The 15409-nt window shown below is 59.5% G+C and carries 19 protein-coding genes and 1 tRNA gene; 7 read left to right on the top strand and 13 right to left on the bottom strand.

Features of this window, described 5'->3' with window-relative positions; translation table 11 throughout:
• Positions 1–140: 140 nt before the first annotated feature.
• Complete coding sequence (locus J3489_RS33795; protein ID WP_207005164.1) at positions 141–350, top strand: hypothetical protein; 210 nt, start codon at positions 141–143, stop codon at positions 348–350.
• A 52-nt stretch (positions 351–402) separates the two neighbouring features.
• Here J3489_RS33795 and J3489_RS33800 read toward each other — a convergent pair whose 3' ends face one another.
• The 3 genes from J3489_RS33800 to J3489_RS33810 form a co-directional block, all read right to left on the bottom strand.
• Complete coding sequence (locus tag J3489_RS33800) at positions 403–930, bottom strand: Uma2 family endonuclease (protein ID WP_207005165.1); 528 nt, start codon at positions 928–930, stop codon at positions 403–405.
• Positions 931–1286: 356 nt separating this feature from the next.
• Complete coding sequence (locus J3489_RS33805; protein WP_207005166.1) at positions 1287–2570, bottom strand: DNA primase family protein; 1284 nt, start codon at positions 2568–2570, stop codon at positions 1287–1289.
• Entirely contained in the window at positions 2567–2761 is a 195-nt protein-coding gene (locus J3489_RS33810) for a helix-turn-helix transcriptional regulator (protein WP_207005167.1), read from the bottom strand. The genes J3489_RS33805 and J3489_RS33810 overlap by 4 nt, the downstream gene beginning before the upstream one ends.
• 347 nt (positions 2762–3108) lie before the next feature.
• Here J3489_RS33810 and J3489_RS33815 point away from each other — a divergent pair, with 347 nt between their 5' ends.
• A complete protein-coding gene (locus J3489_RS33815; protein WP_207005168.1) occupies positions 3109–3507 on the top strand; it encodes a hypothetical protein in 399 nt (132 codons plus the stop codon).
• An 85-nt stretch (positions 3508–3592) separates the two neighbouring features.
• On the top strand, positions 3593–4018 hold the full coding sequence (locus J3489_RS33820) for a hypothetical protein (RefSeq protein WP_207005169.1): 426 nt from the start codon (positions 3593–3595) through the stop codon (positions 4016–4018).
• Between the two features lie 95 nt (positions 4019–4113).
• On the opposite strand, the gene J3489_RS33825 is transcribed toward J3489_RS33820, so the two are convergent.
• From J3489_RS33825 to J3489_RS33835, 3 genes are all read right to left on the bottom strand, one after another.
• Complete coding sequence (locus J3489_RS33825) at positions 4114–4788, bottom strand: hypothetical protein (protein WP_207005170.1); 675 nt, start codon at positions 4786–4788, stop codon at positions 4114–4116.
• Positions 4789–5319: 531 nt separating this feature from the next.
• The gene (locus tag J3489_RS33830) at positions 5320–6171 is read right to left on the bottom strand and encodes an ImmA/IrrE family metallo-endopeptidase (RefSeq protein WP_309491470.1); all 852 of its coding nucleotides are present in this window, start codon (positions 6169–6171) and stop codon (positions 5320–5322) included.
• An 8-nt stretch (positions 6172–6179) separates the two neighbouring features.
• On the bottom strand, positions 6180–6527 hold the full coding sequence (locus tag J3489_RS33835; RefSeq protein WP_207005171.1) for a helix-turn-helix domain-containing protein: 348 nt from the start codon (positions 6525–6527) through the stop codon (positions 6180–6182).
• Positions 6528–6703: 176 nt separating this feature from the next.
• On the opposite strand from J3489_RS33835, the gene J3489_RS33840 reads away from it, so the two are divergent.
• Positions 6704–7648, top strand: coding sequence for a hypothetical protein (locus tag J3489_RS33840; RefSeq protein ID WP_207005172.1), 945 nt, complete (start codon positions 6704–6706; stop codon positions 7646–7648).
• Positions 7649–7694: 46 nt separating this feature from the next.
• Here the strand turns inward: J3489_RS33840 and J3489_RS39135 are convergent, their stop codons facing one another.
• Entirely contained in the window at positions 7695–7964 is a 270-nt protein-coding gene (locus tag J3489_RS39135) for a ParC-related protein (RefSeq protein ID WP_508617103.1), read from the bottom strand.
• A 45-nt stretch (positions 7965–8009) separates the two neighbouring features.
• Between J3489_RS39135 and J3489_RS33845 the strand changes: the two genes are divergently transcribed.
• From J3489_RS33845 to J3489_RS33855, 3 genes are read left to right on the top strand one after another with little or no spacing between them, the layout of a single operon-like run.
• Positions 8010–9257: a DNA cytosine methyltransferase gene (locus J3489_RS33845; protein WP_242540526.1), complete on the top strand. Its 1248-nt coding sequence runs from the start codon at positions 8010–8012 to the stop codon at positions 9255–9257.
• Between the two features lie 45 nt (positions 9258–9302).
• Entirely contained in the window at positions 9303–10568 is a 1266-nt protein-coding gene (locus J3489_RS33850; protein WP_207005173.1) for a GIY-YIG nuclease family protein, read from the top strand.
• 16 nt (positions 10569–10584) lie between these two features.
• Positions 10585–10962 (top strand): very short patch repair endonuclease, encoded by a 378-nt coding sequence (locus J3489_RS33855; RefSeq protein ID WP_242540531.1) that lies wholly within the window; start codon positions 10585–10587, stop codon positions 10960–10962.
• 31 nt (positions 10963–10993) lie between these two features.
• On the opposite strand, the gene J3489_RS33860 is transcribed toward J3489_RS33855, so the two are convergent.
• The 6 genes from J3489_RS33860 to J3489_RS33885 form a co-directional block, all read right to left on the bottom strand.
• Complete coding sequence (locus tag J3489_RS33860) at positions 10994–11248, bottom strand: DUF2442 domain-containing protein (RefSeq protein ID WP_207005175.1); 255 nt, start codon at positions 11246–11248, stop codon at positions 10994–10996.
• Between the two features lie 115 nt (positions 11249–11363).
• Positions 11364–11567 (bottom strand): hypothetical protein, encoded by a 204-nt coding sequence (locus J3489_RS33865; protein WP_207005176.1) that lies wholly within the window; start codon positions 11565–11567, stop codon positions 11364–11366.
• 221 nt (positions 11568–11788) lie between these two features.
• Positions 11789–12466, bottom strand: a complete 678-nt coding sequence (locus J3489_RS33870; protein ID WP_207005177.1) for a hypothetical protein — start codon at positions 12464–12466, stop codon at positions 11789–11791.
• 66 nt (positions 12467–12532) lie between these two features.
• Positions 12533–12616: transfer RNA gene (locus tag J3489_RS33875), tRNA-Leu, on the bottom strand.
• A gap of 358 nt (positions 12617–12974) precedes the next feature.
• On the bottom strand, positions 12975–14132 hold the full coding sequence (locus tag J3489_RS33880; RefSeq protein ID WP_207005178.1) for an ABC transporter substrate-binding protein: 1158 nt from the start codon (positions 14130–14132) through the stop codon (positions 12975–12977).
• 14 nt (positions 14133–14146) lie between these two features.
• A complete protein-coding gene (locus J3489_RS33885; RefSeq protein ID WP_207005179.1) occupies positions 14147–15088 on the bottom strand; it encodes a CysB family HTH-type transcriptional regulator in 942 nt (313 codons plus the stop codon).
• Between the last annotated feature and the right edge of the window lie 321 nt (positions 15089–15409).

A 15409-nucleotide genomic window follows, 5' to 3' on the forward strand; every position in this document is an offset into this window, starting at 1 on the left:
TTGTGGTCGTCCTTGTCGGCGTGTTGCCGCTGCTCTGTACGATATACATAGCGTGGTACAACGACAGTCCGACGACCTTTCGCGGTTTGGTCCGGTCGGTGTTTTTTTGGCAGGGTTTCCTGTGGGCCGGGAGCCTGCTAATGGCCTATATGTTGGCGTTGACCTTCCTCGTAGCGACCGGGCGCATTGTGGTCGTGGCGGGGGAGGCGGATGAGATGCCCGATGTGGGGGAGCATGCAGTCGGGTCCGAGATTGGGGTACATCCGGTGACCGGGAACATGACGGTCAACGGTTTTGATGTCATGACGGGCTACTCCACCGCAGACTATCCGTCTACGACGTTCGAATAGGCCGGAAGTCCGATGGCCGTCGGCCTTCAAGTGGTCCGTCAAATCGGGTTTTTCAAGAGGCGGATAGCAGCGATGGGCTGATGACTAACGACAGGCCCAATCCGGACGTCGCCGACTCGCCATCATGTCGCCAGAATCGTACGTCACCTTGCATTCCAACAATGATGACCTCCTCGGAGCCGCCCTCCAGGTATGCCCGGATTTTTCGGGACGTCTCGAGGTCGTGATTGTATGGCGCTAGCACCTCAACGCAGACGTGGGGTGCAAACGGCAGCGGGTCGTCGCTTTCTCGCGCATCGCTCCATCGTTCCATTGGCATCCAGGCGACATCGGGAACCAGTATGCCAGCAGAGGTGACCACCGGCACTGACTGAACAGCTAATAATCCCAACTGAAGCGACAGCTGGGACGCGATGCTCCCCGCCACCATTTGGTGCCTGGTGGTTGGACGTGGAGTGACGACGATGTCACCCCGCTCGCTGAGTTCATACCAGTCAGTTTCGATTTCCCAATCGCCATTCTGCAGCGCCCTCCAGCGAGCAAGCAATTCGGCCGTAGCTAAGCGGTCGCCCACATGCATCGCGTCCTCCATCGGCGTAGAAGATTTTGTCCGCAGTGTAGCTCGAACCGGTGCCCAGGTCTGGAGCACCGGTTATCCGTACAGCTTGTCGCAGGGCTCTAGAATCCGTGCCGCTTCGGTTCTCACGAACCCGCTTTACGTGTATCCCGGCACTGAGCTTACGCGCGCAATTGTCAATGGAAACAAACAATCTGAAAGTCACCGCAAAATCGTAGCTTGAGCCAAGTGAGTCAGGTAAAGGCAAGGAAAAAAAGGTTGTCAATTGCAATTCGCCGGGAATGTTCGTCGGTTACCTGGCTCACTTGGCACCGGGCTGAAGAGCGCGCTTCAGGCCGGTCCAACTACGTCCAGCGTTTTCACGCGCCCTTGGGCACCCACGACGCCGCGCGGGGCAGCGTCACGCCGACGCGTCTCTCCTGTTTTCCACCGGCGACGCGTGGCCGCGATGTTTCATATGGGAGGAGTCGTCCAAGACGCTTCCAGAACTGCATGGAATCCACGGGCCGCAGGAGATTGCGCTCGCACCAATGCCGATAATGCCGAAAAATTTCGTCTTTCGGCGTGTGGGCATCCACGCTGACGGTGATGTCGTTTTCGTTCTTCCACGCGCGTATGGAACAGGACTGCAGTTTGGCTTCCTCCGTCATGGCTTCAATCGCTGCCGGTCTTATCGGGTCAAACCGTCCCCGACGCTGCAGCCGGGTCAGCCCGGCTAGCGCCCAGTTGAGCACCGCTGACAGTTCGTTTTGCGTGATGGCGTCAGCGAGCGTCGTGTCCCGGTTCGCTTCGTCGATTGTGACGTTGAACGGCACAATGTCCCAGCGCCGCCAGAAGCCGTCCGAGTCGTCGACCACTACGGGCAGATAGTTGCCGCATATCATCCATTTTGCCTCGAGCCGCGTTGAAATGGGCGTGGCGTACTTGATGTCGATGGGTATGCGTTCCCCGCCGAATAAGCTTTTCAGGCGCTTTTCATTGAGCCGCGCCTGCGGCATTTCGTCGACCACTATCAGACTTTTTCCGATGACGCCCGACAGCGCTGCTCCTTCGACGTTTTCGAGCCATGCAGCGCCCACGCCGTCGCCATGCAACGCCTGAATGATGTTGGACAGCAAACTTTTGCCGTTCGCGCCACCACCGTAAAACATCATCGTGCGCTGATGGCGCGCGTCGCCGGTCAGCGTGTAGCCTGCGTACTCCTGCACGCGTTCGCGGACCGCAGCGTCGGGGAGAACCTCCGTCAGGAAACGCTCGAAGCGGGGCGCCCGCGTTTCCCCGACCTCGAAATGACAGTTGAGTACGTGGCGAAGGCCCCGTGTCTTGTCGGGTTCGATGAGGACCGGCTTGTCGTCAACCAGCGTCACGTAGCCATTAAGGCACGGAATGCAAAGCTCGCTACCGCGCTCAGCCAGTCGTGGGGCGTCAAGCATGAGAGCGCGCGAACACCGCCGCGCGTGCTCGGCGGAAGCATGGTTCCGGTCGCGCGCTTTCAGCCACGCGTACGCGATTTCGTCGGCCTGGTCGTTCGTGAGCGTGGCCCAATGTGTTCCGGTCCACCTATACAGCACCGAATCTTCTTTGGCGAAATTCCCCGTTTTCGATTGCTTCTCGGCGTACACGGATGGTTGGAATCGCTTCACAGTTCCGCCCTCACGCACTCGGACAACCAGCACTCAACGTCGACGGCGCGCCAGCGTAGCAGCCGCGTTCCGGGAATGTTCAGTCTTGGCGGAACCGCGCGCGGATTCCTGCGCAGGTCTCTTTTGATGGTTTCAGGGGAGCGCTTTAGCAGCGCGGCGAGCTCGGTGATGTCGAGCAGGTTCGTGTTCATGAGTTTCTCCGACGCCCTGTAAATGTCGCATGGGTGGAACGCGGCGCTACGAACCGGTACATGCGGCTAGACGTTGCTAGCCATATGTATAGGCACCGTTCTTCAGGCTCGGGCGACCGGGGCGGGACGCGACGGTATTGCGCCGGACGGAGTTCAGCCTTGGCTTGCGCGCAAGCGCGCCACGCAAGCGCGCCACGCAAGCGAGACCCCGGCGGGCCTGTGGCCAGGCGTGGACCGCCCTCATAGGAGTGGAAGGGGAAGAGTCCGGCTAAAAACGCTCCCTACTCTAAGAAATAGCCCCGATGCATCCGCGTCGACCTGTAACTTCTTGGAGAGGACGGACCGAAATGCCAGCCCATGCGAAACACAATGACATCCCGTATCACCAGACCCTCCCACCACTGCATCCGGTGTTCGCCAACGATGAAGGGGCGCAGGCCGCCTATCGGTTGTTCGGTCTCTGTGGACGCCACATCGGTGGCAGTACGAATGCCATCGCGGCATTCCTGGTCGGGCTGTATAACCCAAGCTATGCGCCTGGCGACCCGGCGTATTTGTGCCGCTGGTCGAACAATGCGGTGTTCGAGGATGTCGTCAAGACAATGAGATGGACTCGGGCGAAGCGTCAATACGAAATTCACCACATCTTCGCGCGCGACAGGAGCAAGACCATGGATATCTTCATGCAGCGTTTCGAATTTGGCCCCTTTAGACGTCGCGCGGAAGATTTTGACTCCCTTTCGTGAAGACCTGAATCCCCATCTCGCCGCGGTGACTATACGAATGTGCGACCACTTCGGTGCGCAATTCAGGACACGGGAGATTACTCAAATGCAGGTCAAAACTCGCAGCGTTGTCGACGAGATGCTTTCGCTTGATTGGGCCGTGGCCGCAGAGGTCTCGCCCCTGAAGGACCAGCCAGGGACATATACCTTGGCCGGACTGTTTTTTCCGACGGCCTATGCCATGGGCGACGAGTGGGCGGGCGACTTCGGCATGGTCGAGGTCACTGGAGCAAAAATGGGCATGCCGGACGACTGGATGAAGGAGGAGGAACGCGTCTGGCGGGGCGGCCATGCCTATCCCTTCACCGTCGAAGACCTACAATTTTGGCGCAGTAAGCAAAACGACCGCTTCTTTGTGTCGCTGGAGGTAAACGCGCGCGAACTCGCGATTGTTCGGCATATGGCTCACCTCGCTCGGCTGCTGGGACACCGGGCGCTGGTGGGTGAATTCAGTCCAACCGATGCGGGATAACTCATGATTCGAAAGGGAGCCATGCCGAATGGCTCCCTTTGCGTTGGCGGTCCCCCTTTGCGGTGACCGTAGACCGCATTCTGACCGCCGGCCCTTCAGGCCACGGCTACCTTTACGCGATTGGCTGGAGCATTACCCAGCGCCTCCGCTCTTCTTTGCACGGCGCTGACCAAGCGTGGTTCACCCACGGCCCGAAGTTTGTCGCCATATCGTTGTTTCAGAGCGCATAGCCGCCTGATTGTTGTGGGCGCGGCATTGCCTACCCTGACGATGAAGCGAACCGGCAGCAGGTCATCGCCGCGCCTGCTCGCGACGATGGCGTCTATATCGGGATGCGCCAGCCTGAGCGCGCCGCTGCGCAGCAATCCCCGGCCCATTACAATGCCGCCGGCAATCCGCCATGCTTCCTCGAGGGCCTGCTCAATGACGATATCGAGGACCGCCGAATTGAGATACGACCGGTCGTAGCCTGGTGAGAAGCGGGCGTCGTAAATCGTTTCCGCCCATGCGCACCCGCTCTCGGTCAGGAAATATCGGTACACGCCGTCGCCCGCGCGGGTGCGAGCGACCCAGCCTCGCTGACGCAGCCGTTTTAGCAGGCGCTGGGTGCCGACGATTGCGCTCCGCTCGGCGACTCCATAGTTGAGCAGCGCGACTTGGCGAACGGTCATCGCGTCGACGCTGGCGATGGTCGCGACGGTCTGGTTCTCGACCTCGCGCGCCCGCTGCGTGTTTCGATTTGTCGATTTCTGGCTATTGTCATTGGACATTGCATCCCCCCTTCCTTTACGTATAGCAAGTCGCTACAGCAGCGGAATGCAACAGCAACGTCAACGACCCGAAACCGGGCACTTACCGGCGCTGTACGCGCCGCCGTACCCTCGGGCACTAGGGCGCCCGTTTCGAAAAGCGAGGGGCGTTCCGGCCTGCGGCCGGAGACCACCTGCCTCTCGAGCCTCCGCCTTACGCTCCGACTGCGACGCAGGTGGTCTCCGCTCCTCTGCGACGCCCGGGGCCTCGCGGCCCCCCAACTTCCGACCGGCGGCTGGGGCCGCCTTTGATGCGCTGAACGCGCCTCAATCGGGCGTCGGCCCCCCCCAAAGGGCGTCCGCCTGCGTGGGCGCAGGCGGAGCTCGCAGCTGAGCGCTGCGAGCCCCGTCGGGCGCGAAAACCATTCGCTGAGCCGGCTCAGGCGCATCCAATGGACGCGTTCCGTTTGTCGACGGATTAAATCATCGTTATACCCGCAGGACGCGAGAGAGACCGTCAGAGGGTGGCGCGCAGCCTAACGGATGCGTGCATTAGCGGAAGCGGGGTCCACTCCACTCACTGTCGCGCTCGTCATCATCAGCCGGAATATCTGCAGTGATGACCGTGAGAGTCCGGCCGTATTCACCCAAACCGATGACTTCCTCATATGCAGGTATTTCATCATCCACATGAAACCAGAGATTCAACTCGGAATCAGCGCCGTCCTCTATCGCAGACTCGACGTTTTTCGAATTCTGGTTGAAGCCGCGAGTCAGGCTGTCGCGTGGCACGGTTGCATCTTTCTTCAGATGACGGTACCCCTTGCATCCTCTCATGGATGACGATGCGAAGCAGTAGTCGACGCTCGAGCCTCGGCTGATGATGATGGCTACGGCCGCCTCGGACAGCTCTGCGTACCGAATGGCGGACGCCGTCAACGAAGTCTTGCATTCGTCAGCAAGTCCTCTAATGGCTTCCAACCCGTCAGGGTACCGACCGGACGCAGCCGCGAATAGATGACTCGGCATCAGTAGGCCGGCAGCAAAGTGGTCCGCCTCGAGTTCATACCGGTCGGACGACGCAAAGCCGGCACGAGACTCGTGCACTTCGCCGTTCCGGAACACTGCCTCCGGATGACCCGCTAGGAAGTAATGGCCGAGTTCGTGCGCGACACTGAATCGCTGAAAGCCTTCACTCTTGATGTGGGTCGCATAGGCGATTGCGAACTGCTCTCCCGACCGGATGAGCATGCCGGAGACGCCTTGGGCAGAAGCCGGTTTCGCAACGACGGTTATTTCCCTGGAGGCTGCCAGTGAAAGCACATCCACTGGCAGGCTCAGACCCTCGTCTTTAACGAGCTTTTCGGCGATTTGTTCAGCGTCTCGTAGCTTGCTCTCAATCACGATTGCTCCTAGGAGCGGTTGCGTTCCGCCAGTTGTTTTATCAAGGTTTCCGCTATCTGCCTGTCTGCGTCACTCAATGATTTCACGTCGCGATACAACTGCTCGTCAAGAGCGGTACTTCCATGCATATCTTCGCTTCTTCCCATGAGGTAGTCGGTTGTCACGGCCAAGGCTTTGGCCAGTGCACGCAAGTTGTCGAACGAAGGCTTGCGGGTCCCATCCTCCTTTTCGAAATGCGAAATCGAAGTTGCGGGCAGATTGCAGAGCCGACCAAGTTCGGCTTGGGTCAACTTGCGGACTTCCTCTCGGACATAACGCAGACGCTGTGCGAACAGCTTGCGGATATCTTCTTCCATTTGTCGATAATGCCAAGTCTGAGTTGACGAGTTTGTGATATTTCGATAAAGTAAGGCCGAACTTGCTAAAGTCGACAAGTTCAGTTTAGCACAGTGCCCCGTGGGCGCCCACTGGTGAGGCGTGTGCGCGAAAAGCTCTGCGCACCTTCCTCGGCAGTCTGCTTGGGAGGGATGACATGCAAGACGAAGTGCAAGACGAATTGCGTCGAATCGGACAGTTGCTCGATGCGGCGCGCTATCCGGTTGTAAGGAATGGTGGGCTCGTTGCGCCCGGGGGGCCCATCATTTCTCCCTCGACCCTGGGCAAGGAGTCCAATCATGCCCGAACACGACAAAAAGCGTCCGGAGCATCACCAGCATCACCAGCAGCACGAACACGAGCACCCTCATGGAACGGGACACTCCCACGGCCATCACGGGCACCCGTCGGACCCGGGACGTCCCATCCCGCCGCATCGCTCGTCCGCGCAGAACTCCATCGCAAGTTCGCCAGTGAACTGGAAGCGGTAGCGCAGGCTTACCCCGGCACGCGAACTTGGCTTGATGACGACGGCATGTGGGTTGTTGCCGAGAGTTCGCTGCTGCCGGGGCTTTCGCATAAAGCGTTGTTCATTATTGGTATCCGCTTTGCGAGTGGCGTCGTTCGAGGCTGGGGTTTTTGGGGCACCGATGCCATCGGATACGAATGGATTGGGCCTCGGCACACCAACTTCCCGGACGGCTCGATATGTGCGTTTGAGCCGACTGACGGTACCTGGACCGTATGGAGTCCGCTGGTCCTGCTGCTGGACCTCTACTCGTTGTGGGCCGTCAGGCATCTGCACCTCAGTACATTCGGACGCTGGCCGGGCCGTCAATCAGTTCGCTATCCATATGAACGGATGCTCGAATTGACTGACGACGAATACTGCGGCTGCGAGGAGTCATCCCGGCTGTATGGACAGTGCTGCAAAGAGTCAGACCAAGCGCGAACTCAAATGGAAGAAGCAATCCGCTTCACGTTGGATATGCACGGCGGCATTCGTCGACCGCCGGCATCAATCTGTGATTTCGTCCGTGACAGACATCGAGTGCCGAGGCCGGAAGAGGTGTTCGCTTGGATTACACCGACGATGCTGTAACCCGCATTAAACGCAAGTTATTCCCGCCACCTCCATTGCCAGCGGTTCAAATCCTTAGGGCGTTCTGAGTCCCAAAGTTTCCTGCTTCTACCGTGAAGCGGAGGACCCCGACCTGGGCGAGGAACGAGCAGAGCGTGTCCAGGTGCCGGAATGTGCGTGGGCCGCCTCGTTGAGCGAGGAGCGCTTCCTCTTCAATCCCGTTTCGCACAATGACGACAAAGCCGCCGGGCACTTGACGGGCGATGACCTCTTCGAGGGACCCGAGGCGGGCTAGCTGGCGAAGTACGGGAGTATCAATCATGGAATTCTGACCCATCAAAAGTAATATTTTGATGGGTCGATTTGAAGAATTTGCAGGCAGATGATAAGCTACGACGCAAACCGTCGCAACCGTCGAATCATGGCCCAAAAAAACGTTGTAGTACCGCTGCGCAAGAGCGGAAACGCCCGTAGCGTCGAGCTGTTCTCGGGGTGCGGAGGGCTTGCGCTTGGCCTTTCCGCGGCCGGGTTCAGTCATGACCTGTTGGTCGAGTGGGACGCGCACGCCTGCGCGACCGTAGCGCACAATAAAGCGAACGGGGTGCGCGCCGTCAAACACTGGCCGCTGCGTCACAGCGACGTGCGGGAAATTGACTGGTCGACTCACGCGGACCTCGACCTGGTGGCGGGTGGGCCGCCGTGCCAGCCATTCTCACTGGGTGGAAAAGGCGCCGGGGAGCAGGACAAGCGAGACATGTGGCCGGAAGCGATTCGCGCCGTTCGCGAAACGATGCCGAAGGCTTTCGTCTTCGAAAACGTGCGCGGGTTGTTGCGTCCGGCGTTTCGAGACTATGTCCGCTGGATTGTGCGATATCTGGAAAACCCGGGCTTGGTCAGGCGCGTTGGGGAATCGCACTACGACCACCTCGCCAGGTTAGAGAAGCAGGCTAAGAAAGCCACCTACGCCGTCTCCGTGAATCCAGTGAACGCCGCTGACTACGGCGCGCCCCAGAAGCGCAACCGTGTTGTCATCGTTGGAGTTCGCAAGGATATCGCTGAGCTTGAGGACTTTCCCGCGCCGACGCACAGCCAAAGCAGACTTGTCTGGGACAAGTGGATTAGTGGCGACTACTGGAAACGCCACGACCTGCCGCAGCCCGACCAGTCACTTGTGCCCGCGTCGGAAGCGCGAATCGCCGAAGCTCTGCGGCTGCATGGTCGTCGTCCTCCTGAGCGCGCGTGGCTGACTTGTCGAGACGCCTTTGTTGGGCTCGGTGAGCCAAGCATTCGCCATGACATCGCCAATCACGTTTTTCAGCCCGGAGCCCGTTCGTACCCGGGGCATACTGGCAGTCCAATCGATGATGCGGCTAAAGCCCTTAAGGCGGGGGTTCACGGCGTGCCCGGCGGTGAAAACATGCTCGCTCGTGAAGACGGCAGCGTCCGGTATTTCAGCGTGAGAGAAGCGGCGAGGCTGCAGGGGCTACCCGACGAATATGAATTTCCAGGCAGTTGGGGGGAGTCAATGCGGCAGATTGGCAACGCCGTGCCGGTCCAACTGGCGAGATTCGTTGGCGATTGGCTCGTTTCCTTGACGGCAGCGGCAGACGCTTCGACGAGGGTGGCCTAGTCGGAAAGGTTAACGAGATAATCCTTTGTGCTCGGACTCCTGCCCATGAAGGTCATGAATCAATCTCGACAACTATTCGACCAAGAAAATCCAGAAGCCCAAGAGACGTCTGAAGCACTTCGGGCAGGCGAAGCACCCGAGCAAGACGACGCTGTCACTGAAGATGCGGAAACGGAAGACGTGGCCGCAAAGTTCGAGTTGGCCGACGCTCCCCGAGACTTTGCCTGGAACCCTCCCGAAAGCGACGTATCCTTCGCGATAAAAGGTAGTCTCAACCGTCCGGGTTTAGGCTCATTTGAACTAAACCTGAATCGCAGTCTCGCCCAGCAACTTGGACCCTTCTTCGATTCGCTTGAAACAGCGCCTCTCACTCGCGATAACCTGGGAGGCATTGATGATGGGGTGGAGGGCGTTTATGCGCTCTACATCAATGACGAGCTCTCCTATGTCGGGAAATCGGACGCCCGGAGGGGGCTGAAGGCTCGGCTGAGAAGGCATCGGCGGAAACTGTCGAACCGGGTTGGTATTTCGGTTGATTCAGTTCATTTCAAGGCGGCGCAAATCTTCTCTTTCGCCGCGCTTGACGTTGAGGCGCTACTGTTACGCCTTGCGCGCCAGCGAACGCTTGAAAGAGCCGAGGCATTACATGCCAATGAACTGTCTAAGTGGGAGTCGCAACTCCGAGAAATCGAGGAGACAAAGCCGTTGAATTCGCGGCGCGGTGAGAGTCCGCACGTCGAGTGGACCGCGCGAAAGAAGCAGCACAGGGAAATCAAACCCGTCAAGCCGACCTTCGAAAAAACCAAACCGCCGTTCCTGAACAACTCGGGCTTCGGGTCCAACGACACGGGGAAGGAGCGCGACACGCAAAAGGCGTCGGACTTCGACCTGAGATACTCCCTGGATATGGACTCCCACGTCGACGCCTTCGCGATAGCGGCCGAACGAATCGACGAAGGCACGGAGACGAAAAGTCAGCCGGCGAATTCCGACCTGTATTCCGCACTTCAATGGTTCGCGACGAACGTGTGCTTTACCTTTCGTGTGGAGGGCGCGTCACGCGCCGCGCTCTCCGCGGTGAACGTGGAATGCCAGTCCCTTTTCGCCGCCGGTCCTATGCGGGAGGTACTATCGCGCATTAGTGCGGCGCTTCCGGATGGTTGGCGTATCAGTCTTATGCGTGGAAAGGTGTTGGCCTACAACGACGCAAGTAAGACACTGAGGGATGTCCAGATGCACTTCATCGGGGGCGCGGAATCCGTGCCCAGTTCAATGGAAGCATCCCATGGTGGGCGACCCGCTAACGCGTGAGCAACGCAGCGAGCGAATGCGGCGAGTGCGTGGAAAAGACACGCAGCCAGAGCTGCTTGTTCGCCGATTACTTCACGGTTTGGGCTATCGATTCCGCATTCACAGGTCAGAGCTTCCAGGTAAGCCAGATATCGCCTTCATCCGTCGCAGGCGGCTAATCTTTGTCCACGGATGTTTCTGGCATCAGCATGGATGCGGCCACTACAAGATGCCGCAGTCGTCGACTGACTTCTGGCACAAGAAGCTCGCCAGTAATGTTGAGCGTGACCGCCGGCATATGCAACAGCTACACGATGACGGCTGGCAAGTATTGGTGATTTGGGAGTGCGAGCTGCGCGACCGGAGCGCACTTGCCAATCGATTGACGGCGTTCCTAGGCCCGACGCGAATCTAATTGCGCCGGCGCTCGAGCGAATGCCCCTGCCTTAGTTGCCATTGCCATGTCTTGATGTAAGGTCGGGGGCGCCTTTGAGAAGACCTCTAACGCTGATGTCCTCATCTAACTCCGGCCAATGCAACCCTTCCCCCGACGCGCTGATACGGAATCGCTGTCGTTGTTCCGGCGTCGCAGCAAGCAGGGTGGGGAACCAGACCAGCGGCACTGTCAGCGCGCGGCCGTCTGTCAGATAAACGGTAAACCGGTCCGATTCGAACAAAAGGTCTTGAGCGCGGAAGGCCATGGGTCAACCTATGACGTGTAGCGGCAGGCTTGAAGGTTATCTCATGTCTTTGTCGAGTATGTTGGGGGTTAGCAACCGTTAGGACACTTTGAGACAGAAAAGCACAGAGAACTGCTTACTGCCTTCGTTTGGTCGGCTTGGTCGTGCTCGAAGCGACCGGCGTAGTGCTCGAAGAGGCGCCGCGCTTCTGAGTAGCGACGGTTTCCTGGCCTGCGTTCTGCTTCAGCATGTCGGGTCGCAGTCGTTTGATGCCCTCCATGCTGTCGCCGACCATTGCCCAGCTCGACCCTTTTCCCTGCTTCTTGCTATCGTTGGCCATGTCATTTCACCTTCGGACTCGAGGTCGTTGTCGGTGCCGTGGGAGTTGTGTTGGCCGTGTGCGCAGTCGGGGCAGTAGATTGTGTCCCGGTTGCCGCAGGGCGCAGTTGGCTCACACCCACAAACGACTTTTGGCCGGGCCTGAGCTTCGCAATGCCATCGAAACTCTCGAAGTTCGGGGTTAAGCCCGAAACGTCCGGCTTGTCGTTGTCGTTTGCCATTTCACTTCCCTTTGCCAGATGGATTGGAGGTTGGGTTAGTCGGAGCAGCGCCGGATGCTTGAGGCGTCGATGCAGCAGGCTTTGCCGTCGCAGGTGCGGAAGCGCCGGTACTCGCCTGCGGGCGAAGCTTGCCAGCGTCGATGAAAGATTTTTGCAGAACGTCGGGGCGCAAATTCTTTATGCCCTGCACGCTGTCGTTACGAACTATCGGCGCGCTGGGTTTCTTGTTGTCAGTCATGGCCTTCACCTTCGTATTGTAAGAGTCGGTCGCGGCAAGCACCCCGACGACTGCGGCGCAGATGATGCCGACGCCGAAAACAATCATCGAAGCTGTCTCGATGATTCTGAGCTGCCGGGTACTCAGTTCATCGTTGCCGCCAACGACAGCAATGATATGTGATTTATTGAGTCGGAAAATCCACAGCAACAGGACTAGGGTGACTGTGAAGGCCACGATTCCGACGAGGTAAGCGACCAGCTCGATTCGGGACGTTAGACCAACGGTCGTGAGGAGGGTGACCAGCAGGCCGAGACCGCCGGCTGCTAGAGTGAAGATGCCCTTGTCGTATTCAAGCGACGTGGTGTAGAACGCGTCCAGGGCGGCAGCATAGAAGGCAACCTCACGTTCGTTGTCGACCGGAGCTTCTTGCTGGTTTTCTTGTTGTTGCACGTCCGCCATCGGCTTCTCGCATGCTGAATGCAAAAAGCCGCCCAAAATGAGCGGCTCTGCGATACTTTAACTAGTTGGTACCCGGGGTCGGACTCGAACCGACACGTCTCGCGACAGAAGATTTTGAGTCTTCCGTGTCTACCATTTCACCACCCGGGCATTGACCACCGGGGAAATTCCCCGAAAAGTGGTTCAGTGCGTCTAGCGAAAAATCTAAATTTTGTGGGGAAATTGGGGGGGACCAAAATCCTGCCAACTTTCGTACCTGCCGCAAACCCTTGATAGACAAGGCTCACAGCCTACCACAGTTTTTTGCCGCACGAAATTTTGAGTCCCCTGCGTCTACCTGTTTCACCACCTGGGCCGTGTTGTCTTGTATCGTCTTGCTTCTTGGCGCGTCACGCGCGCGGTCGCGCGTGACGGAAGACGGCGATTATGGCGGAAAACGGCGAAACGAGCAAGTTCGCCGGTTCCGCCCCGCGTTCATCCCCCGGCCCAGGGCCGCGAGCTCGGCCGCTCACTGGCTCAAGTAGACAAACGTTCCGTTCTTGATGACACCCATCACGCTCGCGCGCTGATCGAGCCCGACATGATCTTTCGCGCTCGAATTGACGACCCCGTTCGGCACCACGAGCTCATGCGCGTGCTCGAGTTCGTCGCGCAACGCGATGCGAAACGCCGGCGTCCCGGGCTGCGCCGTCTTCAGCGCCCGCGCGACGGCGTCCTGAAGGCGCGGATAGACCCCCGCCGCGTCGCCGGCGAACTGCGTTACCGTGCCCGGCCCGTACTTCGCCTCATAGGCATTCACGAACGCAAGCGCCGCCTTCTTCGCCGGATGATCGGCCGGGAGCGTGCGCGCGACGACGACGGGCTGCGTCGGAAACAAGGTCCCTTCGACATCCTTGCCGCCCAGCTTGATGAACTCGGGCGTCGCGATGCCGTGCGTCTGGTAGATCGGCCCCTTGAAGCCGCGCTCGACGAGCGTGCGCTGCGGCAGCACAGCGGGCGTGCCCGCACCGGCGACCAGGATCGCATCGGGCTTCGCCGCCATCAGCTTGAGCGCTTGGCCCGTCACGCTCGTATCGGTGCGGTTGAAGCGCTCGGTCGCGACGATCTTGATGTGCCGCAACTCCGCGAACTTCGAAAACTCGTTGAGCCAGCTATCGCCGTAACTGTCGGCGAAGCCGATGAAGCCCACCGTCTTCACGTTGTGATTCGCCATGTAGCGCGTCATCACGTCGGCCATTGCGCTGTCGGTCTGCGCCATCTTGAACGCCCACACGCGCTTGCCTTCTTGCGGCTCGACCGCCGACGCCGAGCCGATCAGCGTGATCATCGGCGTCTGGTACTCGGACACCGGGTCGAGCGCCGCGAGTGCCGCCGGCGTCACGTTCGGCCCGACGATCACGTCGACCTTGTCCTCGGAGACGAACTTGCGGATGTTGCGCACGGCGGCGCCCGGGTCCGAGCCGTCGTCGAGGATGAGGTATTGCGCGTTCTGGCCGGCGATCGTCTTCGGCCACATCAGCATCGCGTTCTTGCTCGTGATGCCGATCGTGGCGGCGGGGCCGGTCGTGGACAGGTCGATGCCGACTTTGATATCGGCGTGCGCCGCGGTGCCGAACGCGAGCGCGGCCAGCGCGAGCGCACGTAACTGGGCGTGGGGGCGGTTCATATCATTCTCCGTACTCAGAGTTCGTAGCTTTCGTGCTCGCCCTTCAACGCCTGTTCAATCAGCTTGCGATTGAGGGTCGGCGACAGCAGTTCGACGAGCGTATACACATAGCTGCGCAGATACGCGCCCTGCTTGAGCGCGACGCGCGTCACGTTGCTGCCGAACAGGTGGCCGACCGGCATCGCCCGCAGGTGCCGGTCGCGCTCGCTGTTGAACGCGATGTCGGCCATGATGCCGACGCCGAGCCCCAGCTCGACATAGGTCTTGATCACGTCGGCGTCGATCGCCTCCAGCACGATGTCCGGCACGAGGCTGCGCAGCTGGAACGCGTGGTTGATCTTGGTGCGGCCGGCGAACGCGTTGTCGTAGGTAATCAGCGGATATTGCGCGAGGTCGTTCAAGGACAGCAGCTTGCGCTCGAGCAGCGGGTGATCGGCGGGCATGACCGCCACGTGGTGCCACTGAAAGCAAGGCAGCGACACCAGCTCCTTATAGCCGGCGATCGCCTCGGTCGCGATCGCGAGATCGGCCTGGTCGTGCATGACCATTTCGGCAACCTGCGTCGGGCTGCCTTGCAGAATCGAAAGGTGCACTTTCGGGAAGCGCTTCTTGAATTCGGCGATCGCGGCGGGCAGCGAGTAGCGCGCCTGCGTGTGCGTGGCGGCGATGACTAGGTTGCCCTGGTCCTGCGCGGCGAAGTCCTTGCCGACGCGTTTCAGGCTTTCAACCTCCTGAAGAATGCGCTCGACCGACGCCAGGATGAGCCGCCCCGGCTCCGTCAGCGCCCGGACGCGCTTGCCGTGGCGCGTGAAAATTTCGACGCCCAGCTCGTCCTCGAGCTCGATGATCGCTTTCGACACCCCCGGCTGCGACGTATACAGCGCCTTGGCCGCTTCGGTCAGGTTGAAGTTCTGGCGGACGGCCTCGCGTACGAAGCGAAACTGGTGCAGGTTCATTTATAACCCTTCCGCATATGGAAACAATTTTTTAGTCGTTTGAAATATAAGGCCAGTTTATTACGATCACCCCAGGTTTTTCAATATCGATAGCTGTATTTGTCATTAGCAAATGAGCAGACGGTCTTAACGGCCGGCGCTTGTGCGAATCGACTGCTGTTTCGGACGTTGCGTGGCTAGGACGCAACGAGGCACATCACACTGGGGTCCCCGAATGTACCAATACGATCAGTACGACCAGACACTCGTCGACGAGCGCGTCGCGCAGTACCGCGACCAGGTTCGCCGCCGCCTGTCCGGCGAATTGAGCGAGGAAGAGTT

Source organism: Trinickia mobilis, assembly GCF_017315705.1.
In the GTDB taxonomy this organism is placed as follows: domain Bacteria; phylum Pseudomonadota; class Gammaproteobacteria; order Burkholderiales; family Burkholderiaceae; genus Trinickia_A; species Trinickia_A mobilis.

Bases quoted from the DNA above. Each gene is read 5' to 3' on its own strand.
- J3489_RS33795 (WP_207005164.1), top strand. From the start codon at position 141: ATGGCCTATATGTTGGCGTTGACCTTCCTCGTAGCGACCGGGCGCATT.
- J3489_RS33800 (WP_207005165.1), bottom strand. From the start codon at position 930: ATGCATGTGGGCGACCGCTTAGCTACGGCCGAATTGCTTGCTCGCTGG.
- J3489_RS33810 (WP_207005167.1), bottom strand. From the start codon at position 2,761: ATGAACACGAACCTGCTCGACATCACCGAGCTCGCCGCGCTGCTAAAG.
- J3489_RS33815 (WP_207005168.1), top strand. From the start codon at position 3,109: ATGCCAGCCCATGCGAAACACAATGACATCCCGTATCACCAGACCCTC.
- J3489_RS33820 (WP_207005169.1), top strand. From the start codon at position 3,593: ATGCAGGTCAAAACTCGCAGCGTTGTCGACGAGATGCTTTCGCTTGAT.
- J3489_RS33825 (WP_207005170.1), bottom strand. From the start codon at position 4,788: ATGTCCAATGACAATAGCCAGAAATCGACAAATCGAAACACGCAGCGG.
- J3489_RS33835 (WP_207005171.1), bottom strand. From the start codon at position 6,527: ATGGAAGAAGATATCCGCAAGCTGTTCGCACAGCGTCTGCGTTATGTC.
- J3489_RS33840 (WP_207005172.1), top strand. From the start codon at position 6,704: ATGCAAGACGAAGTGCAAGACGAATTGCGTCGAATCGGACAGTTGCTC.
- J3489_RS39135 (WP_508617103.1), bottom strand. From the start codon at position 7,964: ATGGGTCAGAATTCCATGATTGATACTCCCGTACTTCGCCAGCTAGCC.
- J3489_RS33845 (WP_242540526.1), top strand. From the start codon at position 8,010: ATGATAAGCTACGACGCAAACCGTCGCAACCGTCGAATCATGGCCCAA.
- J3489_RS33850 (WP_207005173.1), top strand. From the start codon at position 9,303: ATGAAGGTCATGAATCAATCTCGACAACTATTCGACCAAGAAAATCCA.
- J3489_RS33855 (WP_242540531.1), top strand. From the start codon at position 10,585: ATGCGGCGAGTGCGTGGAAAAGACACGCAGCCAGAGCTGCTTGTTCGC.
- J3489_RS33860 (WP_207005175.1), bottom strand. From the start codon at position 11,248: ATGGCCTTCCGCGCTCAAGACCTTTTGTTCGAATCGGACCGGTTTACC.
- J3489_RS33865 (WP_207005176.1), bottom strand. From the start codon at position 11,567: ATGGCCAACGATAGCAAGAAGCAGGGAAAAGGGTCGAGCTGGGCAATG.
- J3489_RS33870 (WP_207005177.1), bottom strand. From the start codon at position 12,466: ATGGCGGACGTGCAACAACAAGAAAACCAGCAAGAAGCTCCGGTCGAC.
- J3489_RS33880 (WP_207005178.1), bottom strand. From the start codon at position 14,132: ATGAACCGCCCCCACGCCCAGTTACGTGCGCTCGCGCTGGCCGCGCTC.
- J3489_RS33885 (WP_207005179.1), bottom strand. From the start codon at position 15,088: ATGAACCTGCACCAGTTTCGCTTCGTACGCGAGGCCGTCCGCCAGAAC.